Source organism: Variovorax sp. EBFNA2, from assembly GCF_033802765.1.
GTDB lineage: Bacteria > Pseudomonadota > Gammaproteobacteria > Burkholderiales > Burkholderiaceae_C > Variovorax > Variovorax paradoxus_H.
The window spans coordinates 1,660,193-1,686,812 of record NZ_CP138496.1; the positions used below are offsets into that span (position 1 = coordinate 1,660,193).

Consider the following 26,620-nt stretch of genomic DNA (forward strand, 5'->3'; position numbering starts at 1 on the left):
TGATCAAGCCAGCAGCTTCGCGGGCTCAGCCCGACAGCAGCCCGTTGGTGCGTGCGTAGTGCAGCGCCTGCGTACGGCTCTTCACGCCCAGGCGGCGGAACAGGCGCCACAGGTGCACCTTCACCGTGTGTTCGCTGATCTCCAGGTCGGTCGCGATGTCGCGGTTGCTCATGCCTTTGTCGAGCATGGCGATCAGCTGGGTCTGGCGCTTGGAGAGCTTGCCGCTGTTGGCGGCCGGCATCTCTTCGGTGTCGTCTTCCGACCCGGCCATCAGCAGACCGCGCAGGGCGGCTGCCAGCTCGTTGGAGCTGGCCGACTTCTCGATGTAGGTATCAGCGCCGGCCTCGATGCAGGCGTCTTCCATGTCGGCAGCCGGGGCCGCCGAATACACGGCGATCGGCACGTTCGGATAGACCTGCTTGACCGCGATCACGCCCGAGACCCCGTTGGTGTCCGGCAGCTTCAGGTCCAGGCAGAAAAGGGTGGGCGCGCCACGCTGCTGGACCGAACTGGCGAGCTTGTCGAGCCGCTCGAGCTCGACGATGTTCTCGGCGGGGCGCAGGCGACGCAGGACCATCACGATCGCGTCGCGCATCAGGGGGTGGTCGTCGATGACATAAATGCTCATGTTTTCTTCCTTTGTGATCGCACCGTCTTCTCTCTTGTCACACCCGCCGGTGGATGGCCCGCGGGTTGTTGCCGGATCAATGTCCCTGGGTGGTGGACGTTGCCTCCGCCAGTGCCTCCAGCGCCTCGGTGGCGGCGTGAGCCTGTTGCGCGTCGACCGGTTCGAGCTGCGCGGCCAGTGCCGTGAGCGCCGCGCCGCGTTGCGCCTGCAAGTCGGCGATGGTACGGCCCGCTTCCTGCGGCGACGCGAATCCACGGCTTTGCAAAAGGGTTTCGCCGCGCGCATCGAGCAGCTTGAAATAGAAAAGGCCGTCGGCCTTCTCGCGATATTGCTTGAAGCTGGGCTTTGCCACCTTCGCGGCCTTGGCGTTGCCACCGTCGCGGCCCGCCGCGAGGTTGCGCAGGCCGACCGCGTGGCGCAGCGAGGTCATGAAGGGGCGCGACAGCTTGCGCGCCTTCTCGGCACCCAACAGCAGGATGCGTTCGATTTCGGCGGGGTCGTTCATGAGCGCCTCGTAGCGCGCGCGCAGCGGTGCCACTTCGCGGTCGATGCGCTCGAACAGCACCTGCTTGGCGTCGCCCCAGGCGATGCCGTCGGCGTACGCCTTGCGCAGGGCTTCGGTTTCCTCGGCGCTGGCGAAGGCCTGGTAGATCTGGAACAGGGCCGAGCCCTCGGTGTCCTTGGGCTCGCCGGGCGCGCGCGAGTCGGTGACGATGCTGGCGATCTGCTTTTGCAGCTGCGCGCGCGGCGCGAACAGCGGGATCGTGTTGTTGTAGCTCTTGCTCATCTTGCGGCCGTCCAGGCCGGGCAAGGTGGCGACCGCATCGTCGATCTCGGCGTCGGGCAGCGTGAAGTGCTCGCCGTACTGGTGGTTGAAGCGCTGCGCCATATCGCGCGCCATCTCGATGTGCTGCACCTGGTCGCGGCCCACGGGCACCTTGTGGGCGTTGAACATCAGGATGTCGGCGCCCATGAGCACGGGGTACATGAACAGGCCGGCCGTCACGTCGGCATCGGGCTCTTCGCCCTTGGCGATGTTCTTGTCGAGCTGGGCCTTGTAGGCATGGGCGCGATTGAGCACGCCCTTGCCGGTGACGCAGGTCAGGAACCAGGTGAGCTCGGTGATCTCGGCGATGTCCGACTGGCGATAAAACGTGACGCGTTCGGGGTCGAGGCCGCAGGCCAGCCAGCTGGCCGCAATTTCGAGCGTGGAGCGCTGGATGAGCGCGGGCTCCTGCACCTTGATGAGTGCGTGGTAGTCGGCCAGGAAGAAGTAGCTCTCGACGCCGGTCGCGACGCTCTGGCGCACCGAATGGCGGATCGAGCCGACGTAGTTGCCGAGGTGCGGCGTGCCCGACGGCGTGATGCCGGTCAGGACGCGCAGGGGAGCGGGAGAAGACGAAGCCATGTGACGGAAGGAGAAACTTAGAGCAGCATTGCCTTGAGCGGCGTGATGAGCAGGTTGACCACGAAGTAGCCGGCATCCATCAGCGGGCGCAGCCAGTAGGTGCTGACGATGCCGGCAATCACCAGCGCCATCACGATGAAGAAACCGTAGGGCTCGATGCGCGCCAGGAAGTTTTGCGCCGGGCCGCTGGGCAGCAGGCCGGCCAGCACGCGGCCGCCGTCGAGCGGGGGCAGCGGAAACAGGTTGAAGGCCCACATCACGAGGTTGACCAGCACGCCGCCCTGGCACATCTTGATGAAAAAGGTTTCATTGACGCCGGCCGCGACGATCACGATCAGCAGCACGGCCCACAGGATGGCCTGGATGAAATTGGACGCGGGGCCCGCGAGCGCGACCCAGATCATGTCGCGCTTGGGATGGCGCAGGCGGTTGAAGTTGACCGGCACCGGCTTGGCGTAGCCGAACAGGAAGGCGCCTGAGGTCGCGAAGTACAGCATCAGCGGCATCAGGATGGTCCCGATGGGGTCGATGTGCTTCAGCGGGTTGAGCGTCACGCGGCCCATCATGGCCGCGGTGTTGTCCCCGAAGTGGCGTGCCACGTAGCCGTGCGCCGCTTCGTGCACGGTGATCGCGAAGATCACCGGCAGTGCGTAAATCAGGACCGTCTGTATCAGATTGGAAATATCCACTGCGTGATTGTGTCAGAGAGGAATGGGGCGGCCGAGCCGTTTGTCAGAGGCCAAGCACCGCGAGTGCACCCCGGCCCTGGCGCACCACGACCGGGTCGTCGCCCGTGCCCATGGGCGTGAGGTCGACCACGGTGGTCGGCTGCGAAGGGCAGGCGCCGGCGTCGATGACGGCGCCGATCTGCTTTTCGAAGCGGTCGCGGATTTCCTGCGCGTCGTTCAGCGCGTCGGTCTCGCCGGGCGCGATGAGGGTGGTGGCCAAGAGCGGCGCGCCGTGCAGCGACAGCAGCTCCAGCAGCACCTTGTGGTCGGGCACGCGCAGGCCGATGGTCTTGCGCTGCGGATGGCTCACGCGGCGCGGCACTTCCTTGGTGGCTTCGAGCAGGAAGGTGTAGGGCCCGGGCGTGGCGGCCTTCAGCAGGCGGTACTGCTTGTTGTCGACGCGCGCGTAGTTGGCCAGCTCGCTCAGGTCGCGGCACAGCAGCGTGAGGTGGTGTTTCTCGTCGACCTGGCGGATGCGGCGCAGCTGGTCGACCGCGTCCTTGTCGTCCAGGTGGCAGGCCAGCGCGTAGCTGGAGTCGGTGGGCACGGCCACGATCTCACCGCGCGCGAGCAGCGCCACGGCCTGCTTCAGCAGGCGCTGCTGGGGGTTCTCGGGGTGGACTTCGAAGTACTGGGCCATGGTGAATTGCTCCTGATCAGGATTCCGCGGGTTCGATCGGCACACGCCGCTCGCGCACGGTGAGCCACGCGCCGGCGGCGCCGCACACGGCGATCATCGCCATGCCGATCAGCGAGAAGCGGTCGGGCACGTGGGAAAAAATGAGCCAGCCGCCCAGCATCGCAAAGGCGATCTGCGCGTACAGGTACGGCGTGAGGGTGGAGGCCGGCGCGCGTTGGTAGGCCAGGATCAGCATGAAGTGTCCCACCGTGCCCATGAAACCCATGAGGCACAGCAGCGCCCACCATTCCCACGAGGGCAGGGCGGTCCAGGCGAAAGGCACGGCCACCGAGGCGAGCAGCGTGCCGACCCAGCCCGTGTAGAAGTGCATCGTCAGCGGGTTCTCGGTCTGTGCGAGCTTGCTGGTAAGCACCTGGAACCAGGCGTTGGTCAGCACCAGCCCCAGCGGCAGCAACACGGCCCAGCTGAAGCTGCCGCCGCCCGGGCGCAGGATGACCAGCGTGCCGAGGAAGCCACCCGCCACCAGCGTCCAGCGCAGCGGCGACACCTGCTCCTTGAGCGTGGTGGCCGCCAGCAGCGTGATGACCAGCGGCGCGATCAGCACGATCGACGTGAACTCGGCCAACGGCATGTAGCGCAGGCTCAAAAAGGCAAAGAGGCTCGAGCCCAGCAGCAGCGCCCCGCGCAGTGCCTGGTAGCGCGGGTGCTGCGTGCGCAGCAGGGCCGTGCCGCGCAGCGGCAGCAGCACCAGCGTGGTGGCCACAGCCTGGAAGGCGTAGCGGAACCACACGCCCATGAGCACGGGCACGGCGAGCGTCGAGTACTTGGTGGCGGTGTCGAGCGTGGCGAAGCAGGCCACGGCCAGCATCACCAGCCCGATGCCCGCGAGGATGCGTTCGGATTCGGTGCGGCGGCTGATTTGCGCCGCGGCGCGTGCCTGGGCCAGCGCGGCGCTGGCCGCGTTGTCGGTGCCGGGCCCGGGGCTCTGGCTCACTGCTGGATGCGGTGGCCGAGCAGTTCCCACACCGGCGTGAGGGCGCCGGGCAACGGTGGCAGCTTGCCGAGATCGCAGTGGCTCTCGTCGGGGCTGTGGAAATCGCTGCCGCGCGAGGCGGCGAAATCGAACTCGAGCGCCTTGTCGGCGTACTCGACGTATTCGGCCGTCGTGTGGCTGCCCGTGACGACCTCGATCGCCTGGCCGCCATGCGCCTTGAACTCGAGGAACAGCGCGTACTCCTCGTTGGCCGTGAACTTGTAGCGGCCCGGGTGCGCGATCACGGCCATGCCCTTGGCGGCGGTGATCCAGTGCACGGCGTCTTTCAGCGAGGCCCAGCGGTGCGGCACGTAGCCCGGCTTGCCTTCGGTGAGGAACTTGCGAAACACCTCGGGCGTGTCGCGGCAATGGCCCTGCTCGACCAGGAAGCGCGCGAAGTGCGTGCGCGAAATCAGTTCGGGGTTGCCGACGAACTTGAGCGCGCCTTCGTAGGCGCCATGGATGCCGACCTTGGCCAGCCCCTCGGACATTTCCTGCGCGCGCTTGCCGCGGCCACCGCGCGTGTCGTACAGGCCCTGCGACATGGCGGCATCGTCGGGGTCGAAGCCCAGGCCGACGATGTGCACGGTTTCGTTCGCGAAGGTCACCGAGATCTCGGTGCCGGTGAGGTAGCGCATGCCGTTCGCGCGGGCCGCGGCGGCAGCGCGGTGCTGGCCGCCGACCTCGTCGTGATCGGTGAGGGCCCAGAGCTCGACCCCGTTGGCGGCGGCGCGTGCGGCCAGTTCTTCGGGCGTCAATGTGCCGTCGGAGACCACGGAGTGGCAGTGAAGATCGGCATTGAGAATGGAGGACACCCCGCCATTCTAGGGGGTCTGGAATATTGACGCGGGCGCATGGATGCTATGGAAGATGCTACTAAATAAATAGCATTAATGCGCCGGTGCATGCGCCTCAGCGCTTCTTGCGGAATGCCGTCCATGCGGCCACCGCGGTGAAGGTGGCCACGATCGCCACCACGATCCAGAACCCGTGCCTGTGCTCCGCCAGCGGAATGCCGCCCACGTTCATGCCGAACAGGCCGGCCAGGATGTTGATCGGCAGCGCCAGCACCGTGACCACCGTCAGCACGAACAGGCTGCGGTTGTTGTCCTCGTTGACGTTGGCCGCTATTTCTTCCTGCAGCAGCTTGATGCGTTCCTGCAGCGCCTGCATGTCGCGCAGCACCACCGAGAACTCCTCGGTCGAGCCGCGCAGCTCCTGTGCGTCGGCCTCGGCCATCCACGCCGGCGGGCCCTGCAGCAGGCGGAACAGCGCGGCCGGCTCGGGCGCCAGCAGCCGCTGCAGCCGCACCAGCAGCCGGCGCAGCACGCCCAGGCGCGCGCGCTTGTGGTCCAAACGGCCGGCCAGCAGCTCGTCCTCGATGCGGTCGATGCGCGAGGTCACGCCGCGCACGATCTTCACCAGCACGTCGGCCTGCGCGCGCAGCAGGTGCTCGAGCAGCTCGGTGCTCGAGCGCGGCGCCTCGCCCGCCTTCACGGCCGTGCGCAGCGCGTCGACCGAGCGCAGCGGCTTGGTGCGCGCCGTGACCACCAGGCGCGGGCCGACGCTGATCCACAGCGTGGAAATGTCCGAGGGCTCGAAGCTGAATTCGAAGTGCACGTCGTTGATGACCGCGATCAGCGAGTCGTCGGCACGCTCGATGCGCGTGGACGGCAGGCCTTCGTGCAGCGTCTCGTAGAAGGTGTCCGACAGGGCCGCGTGCCGCGTCAGCCAACGCTCCGCATGGGCATGGCTCAGGTTGAAGTGCAGCCACACGTAGGCGCCGCTGTCCGCGACGCGGTCCGCGTCGGCCAGCCAGGCGGCGGCCTGCGCCGAATCGATCGCCCGCGCGGGCTCCGGCGCCGCGGCGTCGAACAGATAGCCGCAGATCAGCCCGGCTTCGTCACCGCCATAGGACTGCGCGGCGAGGTCATGAAATACCGACAAGGTGCGTGGTCAGAAAAGACGTGGGAACAACAGGCGCCCCCCGGTCGGCGGGCTGCCAGCGTGCTCCGGATGGTGTTCGCGCCATGTGACAACGGCGTGTCGGCTGACAGAAATCAGCCGCAAAACCGTCACGCCGCCGTCATGCGGCGGGTGCAGCATGCTTTTTGTCTACCCGCCACTCTTGCCCCTTTTCATCATGCTGACGAGCGCCGTTCCCGACCACGAAGACCTGATGCAACGCATCGCCCGCGACCTGATCGACAGCTACGACGAAGAGCTCGAACTGGAGATCGAAGACCGCAACCTCGACGGGCTCGACCCCGCCTCGGCCGCGTCTTCCGTGTCCGACAAGGCGGCGCGCCAGGCCTATTTCAAGGAGCTGTTCCGCCTGCAGGGCGAACTGGTCAAGCTGCAGGACTGGGTGCAGCACAGCAAGCAGAAGGTGGTCATTCTTTTCGAAGGCCGCGACGCGGCGGGCAAGGGCGGTGTCATCAAGCGCATCACCCAGCGCCTGAACCCGCGCGTGGCGCGCGTGGCCGCGCTGCCCGCACCCAACGACCGCGAACGCACGCAGTGGTACTTCCAGCGCTACGTGGCGCACCTGCCGGCCGCCGGCGAGATGGTGCTGTTCGACCGCAGCTGGTACAACCGCGCCGGCGTCGAGCGCGTGATGGGCTTCTGCAGCGACGACGAGTACGAGGAGTTCTTCCGCACCGTGCCCGAGTTCGAGAAGATGCTCGTGCGCTCGGGCATCAAGGTCATCAAGTACTGGTTCTCCATCACCGACGACGAGCAGCACATGCGCTTCCTGGGCCGCATCCACGACCCGCTCAAGCAGTGGAAGCTCAGCCCCATGGACCTCGAAAGCCGCCGCCGCTGGGAGGAATACACCAAGGCGAAAGAGATCATGCTGGAGCGCACCCACATCCCCGAGGCGCCGTGGTGGGTGGTGCAGGCCGTCGACAAGAAAAAGGCGCGCCTGAACTGCATCAGCCATCTGCTGGGCCAGCTGCCCTACCAGGAAGTGGCGCATGCGCCGGTCGAGTTGCCTGCGCGCGAGCGGCACGACGACTACCTGCGTCAGCCTGTGCCTGCGAACATGATCGTCCCGGAGATCTACTGAGGGGTCCGCGGCCGTTTGGCCGCCCGGCGCTTTTGCCTGCACACTGCGCCATGGCCCGTCGCTCCACCGCTTCCTTCTTCGCCCGCGCTTACGAGCGCAACCTGAAGGCGCTCACCAAGCTCACGCTGAGCAACGGCAAGCGCGTGGCCGGCCAGGTGCAACGCGCGACCGCCAAGCGGCTCAAGCCGCCGCCCGGCAAGGGCGACTGGCTCAGCGGCATGGCGATGGGCGCGGGTGGCGCGCGCGGTTATCACTTGTTCCGCCCGGCCGACCTGGCGCTGCAACCCGGCGAGAAACTCCCGCTCATGGTCATGCTGCACGGCTGCGGCCAGACCGGGCGCGACTTCGCGGCCAGCACGCGCATGAACGCACTCGCGGTGCGCCAGCGTTTTTTCGTCCTCTATCCCGAGCAAGACCGCATCGCCCATCCGCAAGGCTGCTGGAACTGGTACGAGCGCCGCTCCGGCAAGGCCGATGCCGAGGCCGCCACGCTGATGGCCGCCGTCGACCAGGCCTGCATGCTGTACCCCGTGGACCGCGACCGCGTGGCCGTGGTCGGCCTGTCGGCCGGCGCGAGCATGGCGGCGCTGCTGGCCACGCGCTATGCGAACCGCTTTCGCGCCGTGGTCATGCACTCGGGCGTCGCGCCCGGCGCCGCCAGGTCGTCGGCCACCGCGCTCGGCGCCATGCGCGGCCAGCACGTGCCGCCGATGCCCGTCACCGCGGTCGGCAAGGCCATGGGCGCGGCCGCCGTCTTCACGACGCTGCCGCCGATGCTGGTGCTGCACGGCGACGCCGATGCGGTCGTCGCGCCCAGCAATGCCGTGAGCAGCGCGGCCGTCTGGGCCGCCGCCGTGGGCGCGCACGCCGGCGTGGCGCGCGACCTGCAGCGCGGCCAGCGCCGCGCCATGCGCGTGACCGACTTCAAGCGCCAGGGCCGCACCGTCGTCACGCTGTGCGAGATCGCGGGGCTCGGGCATTCGTGGAGCGGCGGGGCGCGGGGGCTGTTGTTCAGCGATCCGATCGGGCCCGATGCGACGCGCATGGCGTGGGCCTTTGCGGCCGCGCAGTTCAAGCGCGTGCGGTAAGCGGCTGGCGCCTTGACGGACACGCCAGGCGCGCGGTGTGCGGCAGCGCTAGGAGGTGGCAGGAGGAGGCAACCCGGACAGCGCCGAGGCCACGCGCTGAGAGGCGGCGATGAGGTCGCGCACGATGCGCTCATCGATGTTCATGTCGCCTTCGTATTCACCGAGGTTGCGAATCTCGTGCCCCTTGGCCAGCACGCGCCAGACTTCCGGCCCCAGCGACAGGGTGTGTGGCAGCACCTGGAAGACGATGAAGCGGTTGCCCGATCGGTAGCCATGCCATCGCAGCGCCGCGAGACACAAGGCATGCGCCGCGTTGTAGGCCAGATCGAAGCGGCTTTCCAGCGAGAGCTGGGCGACCTGCGCGTCGGCCAGGCGCGCCAGTCCGGAGCGAAGCAAGCCCGCGAACTCGCGTGCATCGGGTGCTTCGGCCGTCAGCGGCTTTGACGGGCCGCACAGATTGTCAAGCGGGGAGGGCATGCGCGTCGCCGATCACCCAGAGCTTGGGCTGTGCGATGACGCGCGTGACGAAAGATTCGCCGTCCTTGAGCTTTCGCATCAGTTCTTTCCTCGTGAACAGGGTGGGATTCACTGTACGGCCGAGGCGCGCCGAGACCGCGTCGAGTGCGAGAAAGAGATCGGAATACGCAAGTTCGTCACTGATCAGCAGCAGGTCGATGTCGCTGGAAGCGGTGTCGCTCTTCTTGGCCACCGAGCCGAAGACGAAGGCCGCGTCGATCTTGTCGGCCACAGGCTGCAAGGCATCGCGCAGCGGGCCCGCGAGCCCGAAGGTCTTGCGCACGATGCCGCACAGCTCTTCGAAGATCGGCGCGTCTGCGTTGGCGTGGTAGTGCTTCTGGTTGCCGACACGCGACGTCGTGAGCAGCCCGCTGTCGGTCAGCTGCTGGAGTTCACGCTGCACCGCGCCCGAGCCCGCGCCGGTAAGCTTGATCAATTCACTGGAAAAGAAACTCCGGTCGGGCTGGCCGAAGAGGCAACCCAGCACGCGCTGCTGCGTGGTCGTGAACAGGGCGTCCGCCAGGCTGGCGGACTTCTCGACAACCGGTGCTGGTGATTTCAATTTACCCATTTTGGGTATCTTAATGCCCAAATTGGGTTTTTCAATCTCTACAGGACTGTCATGGCCGATGACCTGCAATCGCTGACCCAGGCCTTGCGCGACTTCGCACAGGCCCGAGACTGGGAGCAATTTCACTCCCCCAAGAACCTCGCATCGGCCCTGTCGGTCGAGGCCGCCGAGCTGCTCGAGCACTTCCAGTGGCTCACCGAAGCACAGAGCCGGGCGCTGCCCGCTGACAAGCGCGCCGAGATCGGCACCGAGATCGCGGACGTCCTGCTCTACCTGCTGCAGCTGGCCGACAGGCTCGGCATCGACCCGGTCGAGGCGGCGAAGCACAAGATGCTCGCCAACGCCGTGAAGTACCCGGTGCTGCCACCCGCCTGAGTACCTCCGTGTACGCCACCCGGCGTATTTCCCCTTGATGGTGCGTTCCGCAGACTCCCTCCATCGCCAGCCCTGCGCTGTCGAACGGTTCAATCAACCCGGAGCAGGAGTCCACATGCAACGTCGTTTCACCCTTCAGGCGCTCACCGCCGCCGTCGCGCTGGCCAGCATTGGTGCTGCGCCCGCATTTGCCGCCGACACCATCAAGGTCGGCGTGCTGCACTCGCTGTCGGGCACGATGGCCATCTCGGAAACCGTGTTGAAAGACACGGTGCTGATGGCCATCGAAGACATCAACAAGAAGGGCGGCGTGCTGGGCAAGCAGCTCGAGCCCGTGATCGTCGACCCGGCCTCCAACTGGCCGCTGTTCGCCGAAAAGACCAAGCAGCTGCTCGGCCAGGACAAGGTCTCGGTGATCTTCGGCTGCTGGACCTCGGTGTCGCGCAAGTCGGTGCTGCCGGTGGTCGAGGAAATGAACGGCCTCTTGTTCTACCCCGTGCAGTACGAAGGCGAAGAGCTCTCGAAGAATGTGTTCTACACGGGCGCCGCGCCCAACCAGCAAGCCATTCCGGCCGTCGATTACCTCATGAGCAAGGAAGGCGGCGGCGCCAAGCGCTGGGTGCTGCTGGGCACCGACTACGTCTACCCCCGCACCACCAACAAGATCCTGCGCGCCTACCTCAAGAGCAAGGGCGTGAAGGACACCGACATCGACGAGAAGTACACGCCCTTCGGCCACAGCGATTACCAGACCATCGTTGCCGACATCAAGAAGTTCTCGGCCGGCGGCAAGACCGCGGTGGTCTCGACCATCAACGGCGACTCCAACGTCCCCTTCTACAAGGAGCTGGGCAACGCCGGCCTGAAGGCCAAGGACGTGCCGGTCGTCGCCTTCTCGGTGGGCGAAGAAGAACTGCGCGGCGTGGACACCAAGCCGCTCGTGGGCCACCTGGCGGCATGGAACTACTTCATGTCGATCAAGAACCCGACCAACACGGCGTTCATCAAGCAATGGGGCGACTACGCCAAGGCCAAGAACATCGCCGGCCACAAGGACAAGCCACTCACCAACGATCCGATGGAAGCCACCTGGATCGGCATCCACATGTGGAAGCAAGCAGTGGAGAAGGCCAAGTCGACCGACACCGACAAGGTGATCGCGGCGATGGCCGGCCAGACCTTCACGGCCCCGTCGGGCATCGTCTCGAAGATGGACGAGAAGAACCATCACCTGCACAAGAGCGTGTTCATCGGCGAGATCAAGGCCGATGGCCAGTTCGGCGTGGTGTGGAAGACGCCGGGTCCGGTGAAGGCCAAGCCGTGGAGCCCATTCATCGAAGGCAATGACAAGAAGCCGGATTACCCGGCTGGCAAGTCGATGTAAGCGAGTTTCTCCCTCCCCCTCTGGGGGAGGGCAGGGGTGGGGGCTGACGGCGGTCGATTCGAGCACTGCGCTTGTCCGGGCGCCGCGTGCCCCCATCCCAACCTTCCCCCGGAAGGGGAAGGGGCCAACCCCAACTTCCAAGTTCATGATGCTTCGACGAACCCTTCACTGCGCCTTCGCCGCCATGCTCCTCGCAGCGCCGGCCGCCCACGCGCTGACCGCCGACGAAGCCCGGGCCATCGCCTCCGGCGAGTCCGAAGCCCGCATCGCCGCGCTCAACAAGGCCGTGCTCACTGCCGACGACAAGACCTCCGCCTTCATCCAGGCCATGGCCGACGACGCCGTGAAGTACACCGAAGACAAGGTCTTCGTGATGAAGGACGACAAGGGTTTTGATCCTGTCACCGGCGCCGAGCTGAAGGTGCCCGACACCGCCGAAGACGTCGTCAACAACAACCTCATGCGCGGCGCACTCGATGCCGCGCAGGCCGCGCTCAAGCTCACGAGCACCGACGACGCAGTGCGCGCCGAAGCCGCGCAGGCGCTCTTCAAGGAGCCCGACGAATCGCGCGTGCCGATGGTCGAGAAGGCGCTGGCCGCCGAAAAGAATCCGAAGATCAAGGCGCAGCTCGAACTCGTGCGCGCCGCGAGCATGCTCACCAGCACGGACAAGGCCAAGCGCCTCGCCGCGGCCAAGGAACTGGGCAACAACCAGAACCCCGACACCAAGCTGCTGCTCAACCAGCGCCTGGCCGACGAGACCGAAGCCGATGTGAAGGCGGCCATCACCGCCTCCATCGCGAACATCGACGGCGCGCTGGTCTGGGGCGACCGCATCAACGCCGTGTTCAGCGGCATCAGCCTGGGCTCGGTGCTGCTGCTCGCCGCGCTCGGCCTGGCCATCACCTACGGGCTGATGGGCGTCATCAACATGGCGCACGGCGAGCTGATGATGATCGGCGCCTACGCCACCTACGTGATGCAGGGCATCTTCCAGAAGTACATGCCCGAGGCGGCGTTCGGCTGGTACCTGGTCGCTGCGATTCCCGTGTCGTTCCTCGCCTCGGCGCTCGTGGGCGCGGTGCTCGAACGTGGTGTGATTCGCTTCCTCTACGGCCGGCCGCTCGAGACGCTGCTGGCCACCTGGGGCATCAGCCTGATGCTGCAGCAGCTCGTGCGTTCGCTCTTCGGCGCGCAGAACGTCGGCGTCGAAAACCCCGGCTGGATGAGCGGCGGCTTCACGATGTTGAGCAACGTCACGCTGCCATGGAACCGCATCTGCATCGTCATCTTTGCGGCGCTGGTGTTGCTTGCGATGGGCTGGCTCATCGGCAAGACGCGCCTGGGCCTCTTCGTGCGCGGCGTCACGCAGAACCGCCCGATCGCCTCGTGCATGGGCGTGAACACCGCGCGCATCGACACCTACGCCTTCGCGCTCGGCTCGGGCATCGCGGGCCTGGCGGGCTGCGCGCTCAGCCAGATCGGCAACGTCGGCCCCGACCTGGGCCAGAGCTACATCGTCGACAGCTTCATGGTGGTCGTGATGGGCGGCGTCGGCCAGCTCGCGGGCACCGTGTATGCGGCGCTGGGGCTGGGCATTCTCAACAAGTTCATCGAAGGCTGGGCGGGCGCGGTGCTCGCGAAGATCGCGGTGCTCGTTTTCATCATCATCTTCATCCAGAAGCGCCCGCAAGGCATCTTCGCGATGAAGGGCCGGAGCGCGGAAGCATGAGCAAGGTCACGTTGCCAACCAAAGGGCCGCTGCTGAGCGGCAAGGGCTGGACGGCCTTCTTCGTCGCGCTGATCGTGGTGTGCGCGATCGCGCCGGTGCTCAACATGTGGGTGCCGGCCGACAGCCCGCTGCACATGAGCGACTACGCCGTCGCGCTCGTCGGCAAGATCATGTGCTACGCCATCTGCGCGCTGGCCATGGACCTGATCTGGGGCTACACCGGCATCCTCTCGCTGGGCCATGGCCTCTTCTTCGCGCTCGGCGGCTACATGATGGGCATGTACCTCATGCGCCAGATCGGCCGCGACGGCAACTACAAGAGCGATCTGCCCGACTTCATGGTGTTCCTCGACTGGAAGGAACTGCCCTGGCACTGGACCTTCAGCGGCAGCTTCGGCATGACGCTGCTGCTCATCGTCGCGGTGCCCGGCCTCATCGCCTTCGTGTTCGGCTTCTTCGCCTTTCGCTCGCGCATCAAGGGCGTGTATTTTTCGATCATCACGCAGGCCATGACCTTCGCGGCCATGCTGCTGTTCTTCCGCAATGAGACGGGCTTCGGCGGCAACAACGGCTTCACCGATTTCAAGCGCATCCTGAACATCCCGATCGCCACGCAAGAGATGCGCATGACGCTCTTCGCGCTCACCGGCCTCACGCTGCTGGGCTTCTTCCTGTTCGCCAAGTGGCTCATCGGCAGCAAGTTCGGCCGCGTGCTGCAGGCCATTCGCGATGCCGAAACGCGCGTGATGTTCTCGGGCTACAACCCGCTGCCGTACAAGCTCACGATCTGGGTCATCTCGGCCGTGATGTGCGGTGTCGCCGGTGCGCTGTATGTGCCGCAGGTGGGCATCATCAACCCGGGCGAGATGAGCGCTGCCAACTCCATCGAGATCGCGATCTGGGCCGCGGTGGGCGGACGCGCCACGCTGATCGGGCCGATCATCGGCGCCTTCATCGTCAACGGGGCCAAGAGCTGGCTCACCGTGGCGTACCCCGAGTACTGGCTGTACTTCCTGGGTGCCTTGTTCATTGCCGTCACGCTGTTCCTGCCGAACGGCATCGTGGGGTTGGTGAAGAAGTGGCTGTCGAAGGAGAAGACGCCAGCGGCCGAGCCTGTGCAGGATGCACGACGCGCCATCGCCGCAGAGAAGGGCGTCGAGCCTGAGGCACTCGTCTCGCTGCCCGTCGACGCGAAGGGAGCCCGCGCATGACACCCGACCTCATGGAAGCCGGCGCCGAGCGCGCCGCACGCGCGGCCGGCCTGCACACGGCCACGGGCCAGACCGAGTCGGGCGGCCGCGAGGCCGGCTTCGGCCGCATCGCCACACCGGGCGAGGTCGACATCACCCACGGCCGCATCCTGTACCTCGAAGACGTGAGCGTGAGCTTCGACGGCTTCAAGGCCATCAACAAGCTCTCGCTCGACATCGCACCGGGCGAGCTGCGCTGCATCATCGGCCCCAACGGCGCCGGCAAGACCACGATGATGGACATCATCACCGGCAAGACCCGACCCGACTCGGGCACCGTGTTCTTCGGCAGCACCATCGACCTGTTGCGTCACCGCGAAGCTGACATTGCGCAGCTGGGCATCGGCCGCAAGTTCCAGAAGCCGACCGTGTTCGAGCACCTCACCGTGTTCGAGAACCTCGAGCTCGCGCTGAAGACCGACAAGGGCGTGCGCGCGTCGATGCTGTTCAGGCTCGACTCGGCGCAGAGCGACCGCTTGGCCGAAGTGCTGGAAACCATCCACCTGGCCGACAGCGTGTCGCGCCTGGCCGGCAACCTGAGCCACGGCCAGAAGCAGTGGCTCGAGATCGGCATGCTGCTCATGCAAGACCCGAAACTGCTGCTGCTCGACGAGCCCGTGGCCGGCATGACCGACGAGGAAACCGCGCGCACCGCCGAACTCTTCCTCACGCTCAAGGGCAAGCATTCGCTGATGGTGGTGGAGCACGACATGAGCTTCATCCGCACCATCTCCGAGATCGTGACCGTGCTGTGCGATGGCTCCGTGCTCGCGCAAGGCACGCTCGACGAGGTGCAGGCCGACGAGCGCGTGATCGAGGTCTACCTGGGCCGCTGACGGAGGAACCGAAGCCATGCTGACAGTCAAGAACATCCACCAGTACTACGGCGGCTCCCACATCCTCAGGGATGTGAGCTTCGAGGCCACGCTCGGCAAGGTCACCGTGCTGCTCGGCCGCAACGGCGTCGGCAAGACCACGCTGCTGAAGTCGCTGATGGGCCTCGTGCCCATCAAGAGCGGCAGCATCGAACTCGAAGGCAAACCGATCCAGAAGGCCACGCCGTACGAGCGCGCCCGCGCCGGCATCGGCTTCGTGCCGCAGGGCCGCGAGATCTTCGCGCGGCTCACGGTCGAAGAGAACCTGCGCATGGGCCTGGCCTACAAGAGCGGCGGCACGCCGATTCCTGCGGAGCTGTTCGAGCTGTTCCCCGTGCTCAAGCAGATGATCAACCGGCGCGGCGGCGATCTGTCGGGCGGGCAGCAGCAGCAGTTGGCGATTGCCCGCGCCCTTGCGCCCAAGCCCAAGCTGCTGATCCTCGACGAGCCCACCGAGGGCATCCAGCCGAGCATCATCAAGGACATCGGCCGCGTCATCCGCATGCTCGCCGACCGCGGCGACATGGCCATCGTGCTGTGCGAGCAGTACTACGACTTTGCGCAGGAGCTGGCCGACGACTACCTCGTGATGGAGCGCGGCGAAGTCATCGCGCGCGGCGTGGGCAAGGACATGGAAGCGCAGAGCGTGCGGCAGCTGGTCGCGATCTGAATTGCAAGACGGTACCGACGCCGCGCACGAGCGCATCTTCACAATTTAGGGGTTTACCCTAGAATCGGGCCTCGCCCGCGTCCGCCGGGCACCCCCCAGGAGCCCGGCCTTGAACGCCTCACCGTCCGCCCGCGAAGGCGCGGAAACCACTGCCATTTCACCGTCCGTCTCGTCCCAGCAGTTTTTGCGCGCGGTGCTCGCATTGGGCGTCGGCGGCTTTGCCATCGGCACCGGCGAGTTCGTCATCATGGGCCTGCTGCCCGAGGTCGCGAAAGACATCGCCGTCACCATCCCGCAGGCCGGCCACGTCATCAGCGCCTATGCGCTGGGCGTGGTCATCGGCGCGCCCGTGCTCGCGGTGCTGGCCGCCGGCTGGGGCCGCCGCACGCTGCTGATCGCGCTGATGGCCGTGTTCGCGGCCGGCAACTTCGCCAGCGCGATGGCACCGGGCTACCTGTCGCTCAACCTGCTGCGCTTTGCCACCGGCCTGCCGCACGGCACCTACTTCGGCGTGGCCGCGCTCGTGGCCGCCACGCTCGCGCCACCGGGGCGCCGCGCGCGCGCCGTCGGCCTCGTGATGCTGGGGCTCACCGGCGCCACGCTGGTCGGCGTGCCCATCGCGGCGTGGCTCGGCCAGCTGTTCGGCTGGCGCGCGGCCTTCGTGTTCGTCGGCGTCATTGCGCTCGTCGCCGTGGTGCTGCTGCGCCGCGACGTGCCCGACATCGCACCCGCCGCCGGCGCCAGCCCGTGGCGCGAACTCGGCGCGCTCAAGCGCAAGCAGGTGTGGTTCACGCTCGGCATCGGCGCCATCGGCTTCGGCGGCATGTTCGCGGTGTTCAGCTACATCAAGCCCACGCTGATCGAAGTGGCCGGCCTGCCGCTGGGCGGCGTGCCCTTCGTGCTCGCGCTGTTCGGCCTGGGCATGGTCACCGGCAACCTCGTGGGCTCGCGGCTGGCCGACAAGTCGCTCATGCGCACCATCGGCGGCGTGCTCGTGTATGCGGCGCTGGTGCTCGCCACCTTCACCTTCGCGGCGCACCACGTCGTGACGGCGGCCTTCACCGTGTTCCTGATCGGCACCACCGTCGCCATCGGCCCGGCCCTGCAGATCCGCCTGATGGACGTGGCGGGCGACGCGCAAACGCTTGCTGCCGCGCTCAACCACTCGGCCTTCAACATGGCCAACGCCCTCGGCGCCTGGCTCGGCGGCGTGGCCATTGCGGCCGGCCTGGGCTGGACGTCGACCGGCTGGGTTGGCGCGCTGCTGGCACTGGCGGGCGTGGGCATCTTCGCCTGGGCGCTGGCGAGTGCGCGTGCAGATGCGCGGCGGCCAGTGGCTGTGGCTTGCGAAGGGTCGGCGGGGTGAGAGACTGTCCAGCGGCGGCGGCGGCGATCGACCTCGAAATCGCCGGGCGACACGCCAAAGCGCGCAAGCCCCGAAGCGCTTCGGATGCGCGCGACGTGCAGGGACGCGCCGGCCTGTTTTCCCGCAGGCTGTAAGGCCGGCCGCGCGCCCGAATCGCGCCCGCCTGCAGGAATGCCCGGCCGTGCCTATGATGACCGCCGCCCCTTCCTCCTCCCTCTTCTCCTACCCTTGGAGCGCGCGCGCATGAGCATCCCCACCACCCGCCTGGGCCGCACCGGCCTCACCGTCTCCCGCCTGGCCCTCGGCACCATGACCTTCGGCCTGCAGACCGACGAGGCCGTGTCGCACCAGATCCTCGACAAGGCCGCCGACGCCGGCATCAACTTCCTCGACACCGCCGACGTGTACCCGCTGGGCGGCACCGTCGAGACCACCGGCCGCACCGAAGAGATCATCGGCAACTGGCTCGAGAAGCAGGGCACTGCCGGCCGCCGCCGCTTCGTGGTCGCTACCAAGGCCGTCAACAAGGTCGGCCCCAACCCCTGGGACCAGGGCGCCTCGCGCAAGCATCTGCTCGACGCCATCGACCTCTCGCTCAAGCGGCTGAAGACCGACCACGTCGACCTGTACCAGCTGCACATGGACGACCGCGAGACGCCGCTCGAAGAGAGCCTCGAGGCGCTCGACGTCATCGTCAAGTCGGGCCGTGCGCGCTACATCGGTGTGTCCAACTTCCTGGCCTACCGGCTGGCTCGCGCGCTCGGCAAGTCGGACCTGCACCGGTTCACGCGCTTCGTGTCGGTGCAGCCGCGCTACAGCCTGCTGTTCCGCGAGATCGAGCGCGAGCTGCTGCCGCTGGCGAGCGAAGAGGGCCTGGGCGTGATTCCCTACAACCCGCTGGCCGGCGGCCTGCTCACCGGCAAGTACAAGCCCGGCGCCAAGCCCGAGGAAAACACCCGTTTCACCCTCGGCACCGCCGGCAACATGTACCAGGACCGCTACTGGAACGATCGCAGCTTCGACACCGTGACCCAGCTGCACGCGCTGGCCGACGAAGCCGGCGTGCCGCTGGCAACGCTGGCCGTGGCGTGGGTCATGGCCAACCCGCTGATCACCGCGCCGCTGCTGGGCGCCAGCCGCCCCGAACAGCTGGACGCCACCGTCGCCGCCGCCAGCTACGTGCTCGACCCCGCGCTCAAGCAGAAGCTCGACGCGCTCACGGCCGAGTACCGCAAGGGCGACGCACCCCGCTGAGCGAACGCATGCCGACGGGATGGCCTGCGCGCAGTACGTGCTTGGGCCATGCAGGAGAATCGCGGCCGGCATGACGACTTCCCACACCACCTTCCGGCGCGCCGCCCTGCGGCACCCGGCATCGACCGAACGGCGGCCCGCATGGCGCAGCTGATGTCGTTGCTGGTGCAGAACGCGATCCTGGTGGTGTTTGGCGCCAGCTTTGCCGCGCGTCTGGGGCTGCCCGTGCCGGCCGCGGCCGTGCTGGTCGTCACCGGCGCGCTGCTGGCGGCGGGCGACGTGTCGGTGGTCGGCGTGGTGCTGGCCGCCGTGGTCGCCAACCTGCTGGGCGACGGCGCGTGGTTCTATGCCGGGCGCCGCTTCGGCTACCGCTTCATGCGGCTGCTGTGCCGCATCTCGCTGTCGCAGGACTCGTGCGTGCGCCGCGGCGAATCGCTCATTTCCGACTGGGGCGGCATGTCGCTCGTGGCCGCCAAGTTCGTGCCGGGCGTCTCCGTGGTTGCCCCACCCATGGCCGGCGCGCTGGGCATGTCGGTGCGGCGCTTTATCGGCTTCGACATCCTGGCCGCGCTGGTCTGGACAGGCCTGTTTCTCGGCCTCGGCTGGATCTTTCGCGACCAGATCCAGCAGGTGCTCGCCATGCTGGCGCAGGCCGGCGGCATCGCCACCGCCGCGCTCGGCGTGGTGCTGCTCGTGATGCTCGTCGTGCGCTACTGGCGCCGCCGCGCCTTTGCGCGGCTCACCGGCATGCCGCGCATCAGCGTCGACGAACTGTTCGACCTGATGAGCGGCGACGTGCCGCCGCTGGTGATCGACGTGCGCGGCGAGGCGGGCGTGCAGGTCGATCCGCGCCGCATTCCGGGCGCGCTGTCGTACACCCTCAAGGCCCTGCAGCAGCGCAACCTCGACCTGACGATCGACCCCAGCCGCGACGTGGTGCTGTACTGCAATTGCCCCAACGAAGTCTCCGCCGCGCAGGCCGCGCGCGTGCTGCTGGCGCGTGGGGCTCGGCGGGCGCTGCCGCTGACGGGTGGGCTTGATGCGTGGGTGGCGTCGGGGCGGCCGACGAGCTTGCACTGAAGGCGGACACTCAATCCAGGCGTGTCATGGGACACGACAGAATCAACCGCTCCTCTAGCGGCGAGTTGTCCCAGCCGGGCAGGGCACGGTTGCGGTACGACTCCATCGACTGATAGCCCTGCACGCCCCAGCTGTAGGTGCTGAGCCGTTGCACCTCGATCACGGGGTAGAGGCATTGGCGGCTGGGAGACTGGAGGCGAAAGGCGATTCGCTCGCCTTCTTTCTTGTCCAACTCGTTGTCAAGAACCTCGTAGCGCGTGGGCTTACAGATGCTGAAGCTCGAGTTCCACTCGATGGTCTTGGTGCGCACATACAGACCGCCCGAGCATGCACGGCCTGTTCCGCTGAACTTCCCTGTGAATGGTGCGTCCGCAAGGGCAGTGCATGGACCCGCCAGGACCAGCGCGATCAGCGCGAACGTTCGGCTCATCTGCATACCATCTCCTTTGCCTTCCGTACTGCGGGCAGCGCGTGGTCCATCTTCCGGGCGTAGTTGGCATCGCCGACGTTGTAGCGGGCGGCAATGCGCGATGAGGTGAGGGGCATCCATCCCGTGATGACCCTCCTGACCGTCGCCTTCTGGTACTTCAGCACCTGACCCGCCTTGAGCAGGTGCGCAGATGGGTTGAGCTTCTTCATGACCTCCGGCGTGCTCCCTTGCTCCTTGGCGATTTTTTCAATACTGTCGCCGTCCTTCACCGTGACCTCATGGACCTTGCCGTCCGTGCTCAAAATGCTTCTGAACTCGAACGTTGCCATGCGCATCAGGAGATAGCCGATGCCTGCGCGAATGTTCGATGCCGGCTCGGCCCGGACCGAGCTGGCCGACAGGCTGACCCGAAGAGAGGGCGGAACGATCAGGTCGCCGCCTTCGCGGTCCCCGAGCAGCGCCATCAGTCCGGCATCCGAGGCATTGCCGATCTGCATGGGCCTCGACTTCCAGGAAGGCGCCTCGGCGCCGGTTTCCACCCACAGCATGGCCTTGACCACCCGCCAGTCCAGCGGCACATAGCCTGGCGTGCGCGAGAGGTGCATGTTGTATTCGTCGACTGCCGAGCGGATCTCGCAGTCATAGGTGTTCCATTGGTCGTCGGCCTTGTCGACGCCCTCGGCCCAGCCGTCGAAGCCCGTCCTCGGCCGAGGCGCCGTGTGCCTCTTGTTCGCAGGCCCCGAAGCCAGACGATGTGCGGTGTTTCCCATGCAGTCCTCCCTTTGTATGTATTGCAGGTCCAGCGTTGTAAGCCGCCCCGGCAAGACACATTCGTATCGTTCGTTACCCGAATGGGATTCCTCCACGCTCCTGCGAGGGAAAGCCCTGCACCGCCCCGGTGGTAGTCTCCCTCCCCGATGAACCTCCGCACCAAGATCGTCGCGCTGGCCGTCGCGCCCTTGCTGATCGCGCTGGTGCTGGTGGCCCTGGCCGTGCGCCACCAGGAGCACGACCTCGCCCAGCGCGAGCGTGCCCTCATCGAGCGCAGCTACATGGCGCAGCGCCGCAGCGAGCTGCGCAGCTATGTCGAACTGGCCGTGAGCAACCTGCTGCCGCTGTACGAATCGGGCCTGGACGACGAAGCCACGCGCGCCGAAGCGCTGCGCCGGCTGGCCACGCTCAACTACGGCGACGACGGCTACTTCTTCGTCTACGACATGGACGGCAACTCGCTCATGCACTCGCGCCAGCCCGAGCTGGTCGGCCAGAACCTGTGGGGCCTGCGCGATTCGCATGGCCGCTTCACCATCCAGGAGCTGATCAAGGGCGCGCGCGACAAGGGCGGCGCCTACGTCGAGTACGAATGGCGCAAGCCCTCGAGCGCGCAGATGGCGCCCAAGCTCGGCTATGTCACCGCGCTGCCGCGCTGGAACTGGATGGTCGGCACCGGCCTGTACCTGGACGACATCCAGTCGACCATGGACACCCTCGACCGGCAGATGAACGCCAACGTCACCGCCACGCTGCTGTGGATTGCCGGCATCGCCGCGCTGTGCCTGGGCGTGGTCAGTGCGGCCGGGCTGCTGCTCAACCTCAGCGAACACCGCACGGCCGAAGCCAAGCTGCGCCTGCTCGCGCGCCGCGTGGTGCAGTCGCAGGAAGAAGAGCGCGGCCACCTCGCGCGCGAGCTGCACGACGGCACCAGCCAGACGCTGGTGTCGGCCAAGCTGCTGATCGAATCGGCCGTCGAGTCGCTCGACCGCGCGCACCAGTCGCCGCCGCCCGCGCTCGGCAAGGCGCTGCAGCGGCTGAACGATTCGCTCATCGAGGTGCGCCGCATCTCGCACCGGCTGCGCCCCGCGCTGCTCGACACGCTGGGCCTGCCCGCCGCGCTGGAGCGCCTGGGCGCCGAGTTCGGCGAAGAAGGCGGCATCGACGCATCGATCATGGTCGAGGGCGAACCCTTCGAGCTGTCGCAAGAAGCCAAGACCGCGCTGTTTCGTGTCACGCAAGAAGCGTTGACCAATGTGCGCAAACACGCCCGTGCGCAGCAGGTGCACATTGCACTGGGCTTCGACGAAGAGGCCGTGCGCCTGGAGATCAGCGACGACGGCGTCGGCTTCAACGTCGAGGCCATGCAGCTCGACCCGAAGCGCGGCATCGGCCTGCGCAACATGCGCGAACGCATGGAATCGATCGAAGGCCAACTGCGCATGCGCTCGGGCCGGGGCCACACGTCCATCGTGGCCGAAGTGCCCGTGAGGCGCGCAAGGCCAGAATAGCGGCCATGAATGAAGTCCCCGCCACCGCTGCTGCTGTCCCTGTGGTCGTGCGCCTGTTCCTGGTCGACGACCACCCGCTGGTGCGCGACGGCCTGCGCGCGCGCCTGGGCTCCATGCCCGGCCTGGAGATCGTGGGCGAGGCCGGCAGCGGGGCCGAGGCGCTGGCGCTCATCGGCCCCGCGCGACCGCACCTCGTGCTGATGGATGTCGGCATGAAGGACATGAACGGCATCGAGCTGGCGGCGCTGCTGCTGCAACAACCACAGCACCAGCCCGCGCCGCACATCGTCATGCTCAGCATGTACGACAACCCCGAGTACGTGCAGAAGGCCCTGCAGGTCGGCGCGCGCGGCTACGTGCTGAAAGACGCGCCGGCCGCAGAGATCGTGGCCGCCATCGAGGCCGTGTCGGCGGGCGGCACCTTCCTGAGCCCGGCCGTGTCGAAGAAACTCTTTCGCAACCAGACCCCGCGCCCGCTGCTCACGCCGCGGGAGGGCGAAATCCTGAGCGCGCTCGGCCGCGGCGAATCGAGCAAGCAGATCGCGCGCGACCTCGGCCTGAGCGTGCGCACCGTGGAGGCGCACCGCCAGAGCATCAAGCGGCGCCTGGGCATCGAAGGGCAGGCCGAGCTCATCAAGTACGCGGTGGAGCACGCGCGGGAGTTCGGCGGGCAGGGCTGATGCGCTGTGGGTTGATGCGGGGCTCGGACCCTGCTTTCAGCGCCTGACTGTCAGGGCTTTGTGAATCGCCGCTGCCGCAGTGCGATTACTTGCGCGAACCGCGCATTCCTCGGCGAAATATCTCTCTGCGCCGGGCAGGACTTCTCTACAGTGAATGCCCCTGTGATGAAACGACCCGCTATGTGGGCGAGGAGCACTGCACACACAACACCACGGACCACTGACTGACTGATTGAGTGAATGAACCGCTTCGCCTCACGGCGGGCCATCGATGCAGATCGATCGATGCGAACGTGAGGCACAAAAGGCGACGGCCACGGTGCGCGAACACCATGACCGTCTAACCAAGTGACGTGCATTACTTTGACAAGGAGCACAACAAATGGCTAAACGAATTATGGCCCGCGCTACCGCGCCGACCTCTCCCCATGCAACCACCCCCAGCGCAGCAGACCTGCTGGAATGCAAGCTGGAACAACTGAACTCACTGCTGTGGTGCTGCTACGGCGCCGGCGATGGATGGTTCGAAGAAGCGGGAGCAGGGCATCGGGACAACCTGATGTGGATCGCTTCTGATCTGGCGCGGGATGCGGCGGCGTTGTTTCAGGAGAGTGGGGGAGGGTGAGGGGGCGGCCCCGGTATTGGATATCGGGGTGGCTGCTTCAGACTGAGGCTGTGTGAAAACGCATTGAATCCGTGCATGCCGTCGCCTAGATTGAGACAACGCCACGAACTGGGTTGCCACATGAAGCGATTCATCGAGCCAGGGGATCGAAGCCAGACCACGCTGCTGCCAGAGTGCCTTGACGACTACATCTCAGAAGAGAACCCCATCCGCGTAGTCGATGTCTTTGTCGATGAACTCAAGCTCTATCGGCTCGGCTTTGAAGGCGCGGAACCTGCGGCCACCGGGCGGCCGTCGTACCACCCCTCAGTGCTGTTGAAGATCTATATCTACGGCTACCTGAACCAAGTGCAATCCAGTCGACGCCTGGAGCGCGAGGCACAGCGCAATGTGGAGTTGATGTGGCTGACCGGGCGCCTGGCCCCTGATTTCAAAACCATCGCCGACTTCCGCAAAGATCATGGTGACGCCATTCGTCTGGTGTGCCGAGAGTTCGTTCTTTTGTGCCGCCGGCTCAAGCTATTTGCCGACGGCGTCATCGCCGTGGACGGAAGCAAGTTCAAGGGCGTCAACAACCGCGACAAGAACTTCAACGAGCACAAGCTCCAGGTGCGGATGCAGCAGCTCGAGCAGAGCATCGGCCGATACCTTGCCGAACTTGATCGAGCTGACCGAGATCCAGCGATGGTTCTCCCCGAGCGTGTTGCGCGCCTCCAGGAAAAGGTAGCCAAGATCAAAGGAAAGATGCGTGAAATCTCTGCCATCGAGCGGCAGCTTCAGTCCACGCAAGAGCGACAGATCTCGCTGACCGATCCGGATGCCCGCTCGATGGCGACCAGCCGACTTGGCTCAGCAGTCGTAGGCTACAACGTCCAGGCCGCGGTCGATGCAAAACACCACATGATCGTCGCCCATGAGGTGACCAACGCAGTAACCGATCGAGGCCAACTGGCCGCCATCTCCAAGGCGGCTCAAGAGGCCATCGAACACCCCAAACCAATCGTGCTGGCGGATCGAGGCTACTTCGAAGGCTACGGGATTCTGGAGTGCGAACGTGCGGGCATTGCGACACTTGTCCCGAAGCCCTTGACGTCCAACAGCAAGTTCGAGGGCAGATTCGACAAGCGAGACTTCGTCTATGACAAGCGACGGGATGTGTACCGGTGTCCGGCGGGCGAGATCGCAATCTACCGCTTCACCGCCATTGAGGACGGCAAGGCGTTGCGCAAGTACTGGACATCAAACTGTGGCGGCTGTCACTTGAAGCCGCAGTGCACCCCGGCGCCAGCCAGACGCATCAGTCGATGGGAGTACGAGGAGGTCCTGGAAAAGGTCCAGGCGCGTCTAGATGCTGCGCCCGAGGCCTCAAAGTTCAGGCAACGAACGATCGAACACGTGTTCGGCACCCTGAAAGCGTGGATGGGGGCCACGCACTTCCTGACGAAGACCTTGCCGAACGTGAAAACCGAGATGAATCTGCAGGTTCTGGCCTACAACCTCAAGCGAGCAATCAAGATCCTCGGCCCAAGTACCCTGATTGCAGAGATGAAGTCGTAGGAGCCGACTCGCGTCTTGTCGAGACGGCCGAGAATTCCGGTAGGAACTGAGTCCGCCGGTCCAACGGATCTTGCGCGCCCCTTCAATGCAGGCTGTTTCCACACAGCCTCGACTGAACGGTGTCACTCGCAATAGGAGATCCGAGCGACTGCCGCGATCAAGTCCCGAAATCCGACGATCGGCAACTCAAATGACCACTGTGCTACCGAGACCCAGCGCTTGATGTGCGGCGTCGATGCGTTTTTCGCGAATGACGGTTGAGTGAGGATTGAACTGCGCTGATTCAATGGAGACATTGATCTTCCCAGATCAAAGCAGCCGCCTTTCATACTTCAAACACTTTTTCCCGAGCAAGCGAGCCTTGCTATCCAGAAGGCAAGCAGGCATATTCAGTGGGTCGCTGGCTACATAAAAATTAGACCTAAAGAGGAGAATTGATGCTTGTAACGTTTGACTCTAATGTGTGGAGGGCTGCTGCGGATCCTTCGCGGTTTCCCAAAAATACGGAGTACGCAGCGCTTGTGAAGATCAATGCTGCACTGAAATCCGGAGCAATCGTTGGCGTGCTCTGTGAGACGGTGTTTACTCTTGAAGGAATCGCTCGAGCGGACCGCAAGAATTTCCTCGTGGCATATCGGCCGAAAGTGAAGATCACTGAGGAGGAACTCCCCGATGGAACAATAAAACTAGGGCTCAGTCTGGGACCAGAAAGGTCTGCGCATCCAGGCAACAACTCCTACTTGAGCTCGCATCTAACAGACGCCTTAGCAGTTGGATTTAAGTTAATGCGGTGCCCCCGTGTAGCCGGAGTGCAGAACGTTGATTTGAAAGACGAATGGTTTTACCCCACCTCAAATGAATATGCGAACCGCTTCGGAGAGGTGGGGCGGCGCTTGGAAGGCGCAGGCGCTGGAATAGCCGTGATCAAAGCCATCGGCAACAAGTACGCAGCGCCCAATGAGCCTTGGTTTGAGGGGCTGGCGAGGGCCCCGGCTAGTGAAGATGGCCCTATCGCGAAGGCGGTCGCAGAGTGGGCAGATGCTGATTCCGTAGCCGCACACGTTGCGAACGGGAACGCCCTTTTTTGCACCAACGATGCCGCAGTCGCTGCTGGCGTGGCTTCGACGTTTGCCGCCCCTAACCGACAGTGGCTTGAGGTCGACTATGGGGTGAAGTTTGTATCACCTAGTGAGTTGGCCGCGCACCTCTAACTTGCCGTTTAACTTGGATGCCTTCGGCGTCGGCTGACTTAGCGCTGAGCGACCGCAAACTGCGACATCTTTAATGGCCTGGCGTATGAGGGCACAGGGCACGTGCCGCCCGTCCAGGTGATGAGGAAGCGGCCGGTGGCGAAGTTTCAGCCAGATAGTGACAGCCT

General features: G+C 65.8%; 27 protein-coding genes. 16 read left to right on the forward strand and 11 right to left on the reverse strand.

Features of this window, described 5'->3' with window-relative positions:
• Positions 1-25: 25 nt before the first annotated feature.
• The 7 genes from RZE79_RS07595 to RZE79_RS07625 form a co-directional block, all read right to left on the reverse strand.
• The gene (locus RZE79_RS07595; RefSeq protein WP_056578680.1) at positions 26-628 is read right to left on the reverse strand and encodes a response regulator transcription factor; all 603 of its coding nucleotides are present in this window, start codon (positions 626-628) and stop codon (positions 26-28) included.
• Between the two features lie 76 nt (positions 629-704).
• Positions 705-2,036: a tryptophan--tRNA ligase gene (locus RZE79_RS07600; protein WP_319359661.1), complete on the reverse strand. Its 1,332-nt coding sequence runs from the start codon at positions 2,034-2,036 to the stop codon at positions 705-707.
• Positions 2,037-2,053: 17 nt separating this feature from the next.
• A complete protein-coding gene (locus RZE79_RS07605; protein WP_319359662.1) occupies positions 2,054-2,725 on the reverse strand; it encodes a site-2 protease family protein in 672 nt (223 codons plus the stop codon).
• Positions 2,726-2,768: 43 nt separating this feature from the next.
• The gene (locus RZE79_RS07610; protein ID WP_319359663.1) at positions 2,769-3,404 is read right to left on the reverse strand and encodes an L-threonylcarbamoyladenylate synthase; all 636 of its coding nucleotides are present in this window, start codon (positions 3,402-3,404) and stop codon (positions 2,769-2,771) included.
• A gap of 16 nt (positions 3,405-3,420) precedes the next feature.
• Positions 3,421-4,398 carry a DMT family transporter gene (locus RZE79_RS07615; RefSeq protein WP_153285608.1) on the reverse strand — a complete coding sequence of 326 codons (978 nt, stop codon included), beginning with the start codon at positions 4,396-4,398 and terminating at the stop codon, positions 3,421-3,423.
• The gene (locus tag RZE79_RS07620) at positions 4,395-5,252 is read right to left on the reverse strand and encodes a 3',5'-nucleoside bisphosphate phosphatase (protein WP_319359664.1); all 858 of its coding nucleotides are present in this window, start codon (positions 5,250-5,252) and stop codon (positions 4,395-4,397) included. Before RZE79_RS07620 ends, RZE79_RS07615 begins: the two co-directional genes overlap by 4 nt.
• A gap of 97 nt (positions 5,253-5,349) precedes the next feature.
• Positions 5,350-6,384 carry a transporter gene (locus RZE79_RS07625; protein ID WP_319359665.1) on the reverse strand — a complete coding sequence of 345 codons (1,035 nt, stop codon included), beginning with the start codon at positions 6,382-6,384 and terminating at the stop codon, positions 5,350-5,352.
• A 196-nt stretch (positions 6,385-6,580) separates the two neighbouring features.
• On the opposite strand from RZE79_RS07625, the gene ppk2 reads away from it, so the two are divergent.
• Together ppk2 and RZE79_RS07635 are read left to right on the forward strand one after the other, a co-directional pair.
• A complete protein-coding gene (gene ppk2, locus RZE79_RS07630) occupies positions 6,581-7,507 on the forward strand; it encodes a polyphosphate kinase 2 (RefSeq protein ID WP_319361123.1) in 927 nt (308 codons plus the stop codon).
• A gap of 50 nt (positions 7,508-7,557) precedes the next feature.
• The gene (locus RZE79_RS07635; RefSeq protein ID WP_319359666.1) at positions 7,558-8,595 is read left to right on the forward strand and encodes a PHB depolymerase family esterase; all 1,038 of its coding nucleotides are present in this window, start codon (positions 7,558-7,560) and stop codon (positions 8,593-8,595) included.
• Positions 8,596-8,643: 48 nt separating this feature from the next.
• On the opposite strand, the gene RZE79_RS07640 is transcribed toward RZE79_RS07635, so the two are convergent.
• Both RZE79_RS07640 and RZE79_RS07645 read right to left on the reverse strand, forming a co-directional pair.
• The gene (locus tag RZE79_RS07640; RefSeq protein ID WP_319359667.1) at positions 8,644-9,072 is read right to left on the reverse strand and encodes a hypothetical protein; all 429 of its coding nucleotides are present in this window, start codon (positions 9,070-9,072) and stop codon (positions 8,644-8,646) included.
• Positions 9,056-9,751, reverse strand: a complete 696-nt coding sequence (locus RZE79_RS07645) for a nucleotidyltransferase domain-containing protein (protein ID WP_319359668.1) — start codon at positions 9,749-9,751, stop codon at positions 9,056-9,058. The genes RZE79_RS07640 and RZE79_RS07645 overlap by 17 nt, the downstream gene beginning before the upstream one ends.
• On the opposite strand from RZE79_RS07645, the gene RZE79_RS07650 reads away from it, so the two are divergent.
• The 9 genes from RZE79_RS07650 to RZE79_RS07690 all read left to right on the forward strand — a co-directional run bounded on the left by RZE79_RS07650 (position 9,734) and on the right by RZE79_RS07690 (position 19,668).
• Positions 9,734-10,057, forward strand: coding sequence for a nucleotide pyrophosphohydrolase (locus tag RZE79_RS07650; protein WP_319359669.1), 324 nt, complete (start codon positions 9,734-9,736; stop codon positions 10,055-10,057). The two genes, RZE79_RS07645 and RZE79_RS07650, sit on opposite strands and share 18 nt — an antisense overlap.
• Positions 10,058-10,172: 115 nt before the next feature.
• On the forward strand, positions 10,173-11,441 hold the full coding sequence (gene urtA / locus RZE79_RS07655) for an urea ABC transporter substrate-binding protein (protein WP_319359670.1): 1,269 nt from the start codon (positions 10,173-10,175) through the stop codon (positions 11,439-11,441).
• A 184-nt stretch (positions 11,442-11,625) separates the two neighbouring features.
• The gene (urtB, locus tag RZE79_RS07660) at positions 11,626-13,173 is read left to right on the forward strand and encodes an urea ABC transporter permease subunit UrtB (RefSeq protein ID WP_319359671.1); all 1,548 of its coding nucleotides are present in this window, start codon (positions 11,626-11,628) and stop codon (positions 13,171-13,173) included.
• Positions 13,170-14,384, forward strand: coding sequence for an urea ABC transporter permease subunit UrtC (urtC, locus tag RZE79_RS07665; protein WP_319359672.1), 1,215 nt, complete (start codon positions 13,170-13,172; stop codon positions 14,382-14,384). The genes urtB and urtC overlap by 4 nt, the downstream gene beginning before the upstream one ends.
• Positions 14,381-15,259, forward strand: coding sequence for an urea ABC transporter ATP-binding protein UrtD (gene urtD / locus RZE79_RS07670; protein ID WP_319359673.1), 879 nt, complete (start codon positions 14,381-14,383; stop codon positions 15,257-15,259). The genes urtC and urtD overlap by 4 nt, the downstream gene beginning before the upstream one ends.
• 16 nt (positions 15,260-15,275) lie before the next feature.
• Positions 15,276-15,968, forward strand: a complete 693-nt coding sequence (gene urtE, locus RZE79_RS07675) for an urea ABC transporter ATP-binding subunit UrtE (protein WP_319359674.1) — start codon at positions 15,276-15,278, stop codon at positions 15,966-15,968.
• Between the two features lie 109 nt (positions 15,969-16,077).
• Entirely contained in the window at positions 16,078-17,334 is a 1,257-nt protein-coding gene (locus tag RZE79_RS07680) for an MFS transporter (RefSeq protein WP_319359675.1), read from the forward strand.
• A 243-nt stretch (positions 17,335-17,577) separates the two neighbouring features.
• Positions 17,578-18,588, forward strand: a complete 1,011-nt coding sequence (locus tag RZE79_RS07685) for an aldo/keto reductase (RefSeq protein WP_153285597.1) — start codon at positions 17,578-17,580, stop codon at positions 18,586-18,588.
• A 141-nt stretch (positions 18,589-18,729) separates the two neighbouring features.
• The gene (locus RZE79_RS07690) at positions 18,730-19,668 is read left to right on the forward strand and encodes a VTT domain-containing protein (protein ID WP_319359676.1); all 939 of its coding nucleotides are present in this window, start codon (positions 18,730-18,732) and stop codon (positions 19,666-19,668) included.
• A 10-nt stretch (positions 19,669-19,678) separates the two neighbouring features.
• Here the strand turns inward: RZE79_RS07690 and RZE79_RS07695 are convergent, their stop codons facing one another.
• Together RZE79_RS07695 and RZE79_RS07700 are read right to left on the reverse strand one after the other, a co-directional pair.
• Positions 19,679-20,098: a hypothetical protein gene (locus RZE79_RS07695; protein WP_319359677.1), complete on the reverse strand. Its 420-nt coding sequence runs from the start codon at positions 20,096-20,098 to the stop codon at positions 19,679-19,681.
• The gene (locus RZE79_RS07700) at positions 20,095-20,868 is read right to left on the reverse strand and encodes a LysM domain-containing protein (RefSeq protein WP_319359678.1); all 774 of its coding nucleotides are present in this window, start codon (positions 20,866-20,868) and stop codon (positions 20,095-20,097) included. Before RZE79_RS07700 ends, RZE79_RS07695 begins: the two co-directional genes overlap by 4 nt.
• A 147-nt stretch (positions 20,869-21,015) precedes the next feature.
• On the opposite strand from RZE79_RS07700, the gene RZE79_RS07705 reads away from it, so the two are divergent.
• From RZE79_RS07705 to RZE79_RS07725, 5 genes are all read left to right on the forward strand, one after another.
• Positions 21,016-22,380, forward strand: coding sequence for a cache domain-containing protein (locus tag RZE79_RS07705; protein WP_319359679.1), 1,365 nt, complete (start codon positions 21,016-21,018; stop codon positions 22,378-22,380).
• A 5-nt stretch (positions 22,381-22,385) separates the two neighbouring features.
• Positions 22,386-23,060, forward strand: a complete 675-nt coding sequence (locus tag RZE79_RS07710; protein WP_319359680.1) for a response regulator transcription factor — start codon at positions 22,386-22,388, stop codon at positions 23,058-23,060.
• A 382-nt stretch (positions 23,061-23,442) separates the two neighbouring features.
• A complete protein-coding gene (locus RZE79_RS07715) occupies positions 23,443-23,685 on the forward strand; it encodes a hypothetical protein (protein WP_319359681.1) in 243 nt (80 codons plus the stop codon).
• A 120-nt stretch (positions 23,686-23,805) separates the two neighbouring features.
• Positions 23,806-25,242, forward strand: a complete 1,437-nt coding sequence (locus tag RZE79_RS07720) for an IS1182 family transposase (RefSeq protein ID WP_319359682.1) — start codon at positions 23,806-23,808, stop codon at positions 25,240-25,242.
• A gap of 437 nt (positions 25,243-25,679) precedes the next feature.
• Complete coding sequence (locus RZE79_RS07725) at positions 25,680-26,453, forward strand: hypothetical protein (RefSeq protein ID WP_319359683.1); 774 nt, start codon at positions 25,680-25,682, stop codon at positions 26,451-26,453.
• Positions 26,454-26,620: the final 167 nt, after the last annotated feature.